Origin of the sequence: Motilibacter deserti (assembly GCF_011250635.1) — a bacterium.
GTDB lineage: Bacteria > Actinomycetota > Actinomycetes > Motilibacterales > Motilibacteraceae > Motilibacter_A > Motilibacter_A deserti.
Genome location: NZ_JAANNP010000084.1, coordinates 1 through 7,615 on the forward strand (window position 1 = coordinate 1; position 7,615 = coordinate 7,615).

The 7,615-nt window shown below is 74.2% G+C and carries 10 protein-coding genes; all 10 read left to right on the forward strand.

All coding sequences use genetic code 11. The features are described 5' to 3' along the window. A partial coding sequence (locus G9H71_RS24735; protein ID WP_166284516.1) for an ATP-binding cassette domain-containing protein occupies positions 1–694 on the forward strand: 694 nt, incomplete at its 5' end. Further along, entirely contained in the window at positions 694–1,482 is a 789-nt protein-coding gene (locus G9H71_RS19820) for an ABC transporter permease (protein WP_196792308.1), read from the forward strand. The genes G9H71_RS24735 and G9H71_RS19820, both read left to right, overlap by 1 nt. Then, positions 1,479–2,948 carry a hypothetical protein gene (locus G9H71_RS19825; protein WP_166284518.1) on the forward strand — a complete coding sequence of 490 codons (1,470 nt, stop codon included), beginning with the start codon at positions 1,479–1,481 and terminating at the stop codon, positions 2,946–2,948. The genes G9H71_RS19820 and G9H71_RS19825 overlap by 4 nt, the downstream gene beginning before the upstream one ends. Further along, entirely contained in the window at positions 2,945–3,961 is a 1,017-nt protein-coding gene (sbnA, locus tag G9H71_RS19830; protein ID WP_166284519.1) for a 2,3-diaminopropionate biosynthesis protein SbnA, read from the forward strand. The genes G9H71_RS19825 and sbnA overlap by 4 nt, the downstream gene beginning before the upstream one ends. 40 nt (positions 3,962–4,001) lie before the next feature. Continuing rightward, a complete protein-coding gene (gene sbnB / locus G9H71_RS19835; RefSeq protein WP_166284520.1) occupies positions 4,002–5,015 on the forward strand; it encodes a 2,3-diaminopropionate biosynthesis protein SbnB in 1,014 nt (337 codons plus the stop codon). Further along, positions 5,012–5,284, forward strand: coding sequence for an MbtH family protein (locus G9H71_RS19840; protein ID WP_166284521.1), 273 nt, complete (start codon positions 5,012–5,014; stop codon positions 5,282–5,284). Before sbnB ends, G9H71_RS19840 begins: the two co-directional genes overlap by 4 nt. Further along, complete coding sequence (locus tag G9H71_RS19845) at positions 5,281–6,111, forward strand: 4'-phosphopantetheinyl transferase family protein (protein ID WP_166284522.1); 831 nt, start codon at positions 5,281–5,283, stop codon at positions 6,109–6,111. The genes G9H71_RS19840 and G9H71_RS19845 overlap by 4 nt, the downstream gene beginning before the upstream one ends. Before the next feature lie 55 nt (positions 6,112–6,166). After that, complete coding sequence (fabG, locus tag G9H71_RS19850; protein WP_166284523.1) at positions 6,167–6,907, forward strand: 3-oxoacyl-[acyl-carrier-protein] reductase; 741 nt, start codon at positions 6,167–6,169, stop codon at positions 6,905–6,907. Between the two features lie 33 nt (positions 6,908–6,940). Continuing rightward, entirely contained in the window at positions 6,941–7,369 is a 429-nt protein-coding gene (locus tag G9H71_RS19855; RefSeq protein ID WP_166284524.1) for a 3-hydroxyacyl-ACP dehydratase FabZ family protein, read from the forward strand. Next, a partial coding sequence (locus tag G9H71_RS19860; RefSeq protein WP_269204766.1) for a 3-hydroxyacyl-ACP dehydratase FabZ family protein occupies positions 7,362–7,615 on the forward strand: 254 nt, incomplete at its 3' end. The genes G9H71_RS19855 and G9H71_RS19860, both read left to right, overlap by 8 nt.

Sequence of the window (7,615 nt, forward strand, 5' to 3'; positions counted from 1 at the left end):
CCGTGCCCGTGACCTGCTCGCCCGCTTCGGGCTCGAGGACGCGGCCGACCGCCAGGTGAAGACGTACTCCGGCGGCATGCGACGCCGGCTCGACCTCGCGGCGAGCCTGCTGACCGACCCCGCCGTGCTCTTCCTCGACGAGCCGACGACCGGGCTCGACCCGCTGAGCCGCCGCGACCTCTGGACGATGGTGCGCGAGCAGGTCGCCCAGGGCGTGACGGTGCTGTTGACGACGCAGTACCTCGAGGAGGCCGACGTCCTCGCCGACCGCGTCGCGGTCGTGGACTCCGGCCGCGTGGTCGCGGACGGGACGCCGGACGAGCTCAAGTCGCGCATCGGCGGCGAGCGGCTGGAGGCCTCGTTCTCCGACGCCGCCGAGACGATCCGGGCGGCGAACGTGCTCGGGCGGGTGTACGCCCGGGAGCCGAGGATCGCCGACGACGGCCTCGGGCTGAGCGTGCCGCTCGGCGACGCCACCGCCTCGGTCGCCGAGGCCGTGCTCGCCCTCGACTCCGCCGGCTGCCGCGTCCGCTCCTTCGCGGTCGACCGGCCGACGCTCGACGAGGTGTTCCTCGCCCTCACGCAGGGAGCCGCTGTCGCCGCTGCCGATGGTGCTGACGCTGTCGATGGCGCTGACGCTGTCGACGGTGCCGACGCCGTCGACGGCCGCCCGGCCGTGAAGGCCGTCGCGTGATGGACACCGTCAGCGACGTCTGCGCCCTCTTCGGGCGCCACGTGCGGCACATCGCCCGCGTCCCCGAGAAGCTGATCTCGGTCACCGTCATGCCGGTCGCGTACCTCGCGGTCTTCGGCCTGCTCTTCGGCAGCGCGATCACGGTCCCCGGCGGCGACTACGTGCAGTACCTCGTCGCCGGGATCCTGGCCCAGACGATGCTCATGAACGTCTCGAGCACGGCGCTCGGCGTCGCCGAGGACCTCGGCAACGGGCTGGTGGACCGCTTCCGCGCCATGCCGATCTCCACGGGCTCCGTGCTCGCGGCACGGACCGGCGCGAACACCGCCCTGTCGGCGGTCTCGTGCGTCACGATCTGCGCGGGCGGGCTCGTGCTCGGCTGGCGGCCGCGTGAAGGCCTCGCCTCGGCAGCCGCGGCGCTGGCGCTGCTGCTGCTGCTCGGGTGGGCCATGTCGTGGGTGGGCGCGGTCGTCGGGCTCGTGCTGCGCGCGAACGACGCGATCACCTCGGTCGCCTTCCTCGTCGTGCTGCCGCTGACGTTCCTGTCGAACGCGTTCATCCCGCTGTCGGGACTGCCCGACTGGCTCGCGACGGCCTGCGAGTGGAACCCGGTGAGCGTCGTCGTCGCGGCCTGCCGAGACCTGTTCGGGGACCTCCCGGCCGGTTCCGCCGGCACCGGCTTCCCGGTCCAGCACGCCGCTCCGCTCGCGGTCACGATGGCGCTCGCGCTCGCCGCGCTCGCCGCGCCGGCAGCCGTCCGGGCGTACGCGAGGGCGGCCGCGCGATGACCACTGCCCCGATCTCGCGGGCCACGGGCCTCTCGCCGCTCCCCGCCCTGCGGCCCGCCTCATCGCCCGCGGCGCCCGCCGACGACGGCCCGACGACACCGACCGCCCCGGGGGGCGTGCTCGCCGCCGCCCGCCATTCCGGCTCGGGCACGGCGCCCGGGTCCCCGCTCACCGCGTTCGCCGCCGCCTCCTCGGAGCTGCTCGCGGACGAGGACCCGTGGCTGCACGGGCTGCTGCACGCCGAGCACGTCGGGCACGAGGCCACCCTGTCGCTGCGCGCCGGCTCCGGAGCCGCCGACCCGTCGGTGCTCGCCTGCCTGTCCGCCGCGGGGGTCCAGGGAGCGGCCGCCGACGACACGGACGACGCCGACGACCTGGAGCAGCTGGCCGTCGAGCGTGCCCGCACCCTCTTCGGCGCCCGCTACGCCACGGTCCGACCGGGCGGCGCCGCGCAGGCGACGGTCGTCGCGCTGGCGGCGGTGCTCGGCCCCGGGGACGAGGTGCTGCACGTCGGGCCCGTCGACGGCGCCGACCTGCCCGGGACGCCCGCCGCACCGCTGCGCTGCGCGCCCGCCGCCGACGGCGGCCTCGACTACGCCCGCGTGGCGACGCTCCTGCGCCGCCACCGCCCGCGCGCGCTCCTCGTGCAGAGTGCGGGCCTGTCGCGCCGGGTCGACCACGGGCGGCTGCGCACGCTCACCGACGGCGCCGGCGCCGTGCTCATCGCCGACATCACCGCGGTGGCCGCGCTCGTCGCCGCGGGGACGCACCCCGGCCCGGTGGACTGCGCCCACCTGACGGTCACCGGCACCCGCGGCCAGCTCGCCGGCCCCGCGGGCGGGCTCGTCCTCTCCGGGAGCGACGCGGAGCTGCCCTTCGGCGCCGGCACGCTCGCGGAACGTGTGGAGCACGCGGCGCGGACCGCCTGTCCAGAACCCGCTCGCCCGGCGCTCGCCGCGACCGCGCGTGCCCTCGCCCTGGCCGCCGCCGAGCCCTTCGCGCAGACGGCCGACCGCGCCGTCCGCGGCGCCGGCGAGCTCGCCGCCGTGCTGTCCGAGTGCGGGCACAGCGTGGTCGGCGGGCGTACGGACACCTCGACGGTCGTCCTCGACCCGGCCGCTGCGGGCATCGACGCACGCACCGCGGCGTCGGTGCTCGCCGGCCTCGGCATCCTCGTCGACGTCACGCGGCTACCGGGCCGGCTGGCCGACCGGGTCCACCCCGACGGGCTGCTGCTCGACACGTACGCCGCGGCCCAGCGCGGGCTCGGCCCGGTCGAGCTGCGCCAGCTGGCGCGCATCATCGGCGGCGTCCTGGAGGCGCTCACCCCTTCGCACGGCGCCCCGCGCCCGCGGATCGGCGAGCCGGCGCGGCGCGCGGCGGCCGCCCGGCTGGACCGGATGCTCACGCAGTTCCCGCTGTCGCGCCACGTGCCGGTCGCGCGCATCCCCGCGGACCCCGGATGAGCGCCGCACGCCCGCTGCTCGCCGCGCTCGAGCGGATCGGGCAGTCCTTCCCGCAGACCCCGCTCGTGCCGCTCGAGCACGACCGGCTCGACCTGTTCGCCAAGCTCGAGTTCGCGAACCCGAACGCGAGCTCCAAGGACCGGTCGGCGTTCTGGATCCTCAAGTCCGCCATCGAGCGCGGCGACGTCGGCGAGGGCGCCACGATCGTGGAGTCGTCCTCCGGGAACTTCGCGCTGTCGCTCGCGACGCTCTCCCGTGCCCTCGGGCTGAGCTTCGTCCCCGTCATCGACCCCAACGTCAACGCGTCGACCGAGGCCTACCTGCGCGCCCTGTGCGACCGGGTCGAGAAGGTCAGCGAGCGCGACGGGACCGGGGGCTACCTCGCGAACCGGCTCGCCCGCGTGGCAGAGCTGCGCACGCAGCTGCCGGCGGCGTACTGGCCGAACCAGTACGCCAACCCGGACGCGCTGCTGGCGCACTACCGGCTCACCGGCGGTGAGCTGTGCCGCGAGCTGCGCCGGCTCGACTACGTGTTCGTCGGCGTCAGCACCGGAGGCACGATCAGCGGCCTGTCGCTGCGCGTCAAGGAGGCCTTCCCGAACGCCCGCGTCGTCGCCGTCGACGCGGCGGGGTCGGCGATCTTCGGCAGCTCGCCGTGCCGCCGGCTCATCCCCGGCATCGGCTCGAGCATCGTGCCGCCGCTCGTCGGCCACGCGCTCATCGACGACGTCGTGATCGTCTCGGAGGAAGAGGCGATCGCCGGCTGCCACCGGCTGCTGCACCGGCACGGCATCTACGCCGGTGGGTCCACCGGCAGCGTGTACGCGGCGATCGAGCGCTACTTCGCGGGCTCGCGCGGGCGCCGGCCCACCGTCGCGTTCCTCTGCGCCGACCGCGGCGCCGCGTACGCCGACACCGTCTACGACCGCGCCTGGGTCGCGAACGCGTTCCCCGGCGCCTTTCCCGACGGCCCGGCCGACCCGGAGCGCGAGCTCGTCGGCTCGTCCGTCTGAACCTGCCCCGTCCTCGAAAGACCTTGTGAGAGGAGAGCCCGTGAGACCGCCAGGCTTCGGAATCGTCAGCGCTGCGGACATCGCCGCCCAGATCGACGCCGACCGGCCCGCCTGCCTGGAGGCCGTGCGTCAGGGATACCTGGCTCATGCTTCCGGGAACGCGGTGAACCCGCACAGCAGCTTCCTGCGGCTGCCCGGCCACAGCAGGGACCGGATCATCGCGCTCCCCGCCTATCTCGGCGGCGACTTCGACGTCGCGGGGATCAAGTGGATCGCGAGCTACCCCGGCAACGTGCAGCACGGGATCGCGCGCGCGTCTGCCGTCCTCGTCCTCAACGACATGCAGACGGGATACCCGTACGCCTGCATGGAGGCCTCGCTCATCTCCGCGACGCGGACCGCGGCCTCCGCGGTGCTCGCGGCGGAGGCGTTGTGCGGGCGCCGCTCGACGGGCCGCATCGGCTTCGTCGGCACGGGCCTGATCGCGCGCCACGTGCACGCGTTCTTCCGCGACCTCGGCTGGGACGTCGGCGGCTACCGCTGCTTCGACCTGGACCGGACGCGCGCGGAGAAGTTCGCCGCCGCGGCGCAGGAGGACGGGCAGCGTGACGTCGAGGTCGTCGAGGACGACGCCGCCGCCTTCCACGGCTGCGACGTCGTGGTCCTCGCGACGGTCGCGGGGGAGCCGTACCTGCAGGACCCCTCCCTGCTCGCACACAAGCCCGTCGTCCTGCACCTGTCCTTGCGCGACCTGGCGCCGGAGCTCGTCCTGTCCGCGCAGAACCTCACCGACGACCCGGACCATGCGGTGCGGGAGAAGACCTCTCTGCACCTCGCCGAGCAGCAGGTCGGTGACCGCAGCTTCGTCCACGGCACCCTCGCGCAGCTCCTGCGCGGCGAGGTCGCCCGCGACGAGAGCCGGGCGGTGGTCTTCTCGCCGTTCGGGCTGGGGGTGCTCGACCTCGCCGTCGGCAAGCACGTCTACGACCGCGCTTCGGCCGGCGGCCGCGTCCGGCCGGTCGACAGCTTCTTCCCGGAGGGGGTCGCCCCATGACCGAGGCCTGCACGCCCGAGCCGAGGGACGGCAGGACCCATGTCGTCGTCGTGAACAGTGAGAAGCAGTACTCGTTGTGGCCGAGAAGCCGCCCGCTCCCGCAGGGGTGGGCCGGAGCAGGCTTCGTCGGCAGCGAGTCCGAGTGCCTCGACCACATCGCCGACGTGTGGCTCGACCTGCGCCCGCGGAGCGTTCGCGAGCGCCTGGCCGCCGAGGAGCCCGCCGCGGTCGCGGAGGCGGCCCGCGCACCCGCCGAGGCCGGACGATGACCGTGGTCGACCGCACGCGCCCCGGCCGGCGCGGGTCGCCGGAGCTGCGCGCCGGCCCGCAGGTCGCGGACCGGGACGGCGGGCCACCGGTGCTGCTGTGGAGCTGGAGCCTGGACGAGCTGGGCGAGACGCTGCGCCGTCACGCGTGCGGAGCGACGCTCAGCCCGGAGGAGGCCGCGCGCGCCGCACGGTTCCGCAGCCGTCGCACCGCGGACGACTACGTCACCTCCCACCTGGCGGCCCGTGTCGCGCTCGCCGAGGTGCTGGGCGTACCGAGCGGCGACGTGGTCCTCGGGCGGCTCCCCTGCCCGGGCTGCGGGGACGCGCACCACGGGCCGCCCGGCGTCCTCGAGCCGCGCTCGGACTGGCGGATCAGCCTGTCCCGTACCCGCGGGTACGCCGTGCTGGCCGCACTGGAGGGTGCGCCGCTGGGGGTCGACGTGGAGGCCCCGCGCGCGCTGTCCGTGGACGTGCTCGCCGACGTGACGTTGACGCCGGCCGAGCGGTCCCACCTGCTCGCTCTCCCGGCACCCGCGCAGCTCGCCGGCTTCTACCGCACCTGGACGCGCAAGGAGGCCGTGCTCAAGGCCATCGGCGTCGGGATCGCCGGTGGCGTCGACACGATCGACGTGCGCGCGGACCTCGACGGCGCGGTGCTGGTGCGCCACGGCGTGGGGAGCGAGTCCGTCGAGTGGCTGGTCCGCGACCTCGACCTGGGCCACGGCCTGGTCGCCGCGGTCGCCCAGCCGTCCGACTCGGCGGGCCAGGTCCACCCCCGTGACATCTTCCAGTCATCGCTATTCCGTGCCGGCCAGAACGGTGACTAGCGTGATTCTCAGTTCCCCGAATTCACATTCTCCAATTATCTCGAGGAGGCCCGCCATGTCGGACCGTCGTTGTGCCGTCGTCACCGGTGGCTCGCGCGGCATCGGACGCGCCGTAGCGGTCGCGCTGGCCCGGGACGGCTACGACGTGGCCTTCTGCGGGCGTACCGAGTCCGAGCAGCTGCGCATCACCGAGAAGCTGGTCCGCGACGTCGGAGCCGACTGCTACTCCGCGGCCTGCGACATGACCGACAGCGCGGCGGTCCGCGCCTTCGTCGCGGACGCCGAGTCCGCGCTCGGCCCGGTCCACACGCTCGTCAACTCGGCCGGCGTCATCCGCGACGCGCCGATGGTGCTCATGAAGGAGGAGGACTGGTCGGAGGTCATCGACACGAACCTCTCCGGCACGTTCCACGCCTGCAAGGCGGTGGCCTTCGGATTCATGAAGCGCAAAGCCGGTGTCATCGTGAACGTCTCCTCCGTCGCGGGAGTCGTCGGCAATCCCGGGCAGGCGAACTACTCCGCCTCGAAGGGCGGGATGAACAGCATGACGAAGGCCCTGGCGAAGGAGCTCGGCCGATACGGCGTCCGCGTGAATGCCGTGGCGCCCGGCTTCATCGACACGGACATGACCTCCGGGCTGCCCGACAAGCTGAAGGCCGGCGCGCTGCAGGCGATCCCGCTGTCCCGCTTCGGCACCGCCGAGCAGGTCGCCGACCTGGTGTCCTTCCTCGCCTCCGACCGCGCGAGCTACATCACCGGGCAGGTCGTGCAGGTCGACGGCGGCATCGTCATCTGACCCGCCTCGCCACCCACCACACAAGGAGCCCCCGTGCCGTCCATCCGGGCCGCAGCCCGTCCGCTCGACGCCGTCGACGAGGTCACGGTCGTGTCCGCGGACGAGGTGCTGGCGCGCAAGCGGGTCACCGCGGTCGACCCGTACCTGCGCGGCCACTACCCCGACCTCACGATCTATCCCGGCGTCTTCGTCGTGGAGTCCGTCCGTCAAGCGGCGCTGCGCCTGCTCGAGGAGACGCGGCCGGAGGTGACGAGCGCCGTCCTCGTCGGCATCGACTCCGTCCGCTTCACCGCCCCGTTCGTGCCGGGCGACGACCTCCGGCTGCGGGCCACGTGCACCGGGCCGGACTCCGCCCGCAGGGTGAGCGCGACCGTGACCAAGTCCGGCCTCGACGTCGACGACGCACCGGCCGCGCAGGTCACGCTCACCCTCGCGCTGTTCCAGGAGGACGGCGATGCGTGAGTACGCCGACATCCGCGCCGTCCTGCCGCATCGCCACCCCGTGCTCCTGGTCGACCGGGTGGTCGAGCTGAAGGAGTTCGCGAGCATCGTCACGCTCAAGGCCGTCTCCGGCTCGGAGCCCTGCTACGCGCAGATGGACGAGGGGCTGCCGGCCTCGGCGTACGCGTACCCCGGAAGCCTTCTTCTGGAGTCCTTCGGGCAGAGCGGAGCGTTGCTGTGGCTGGAGAGCCTGCGCAGCCGTGGCGA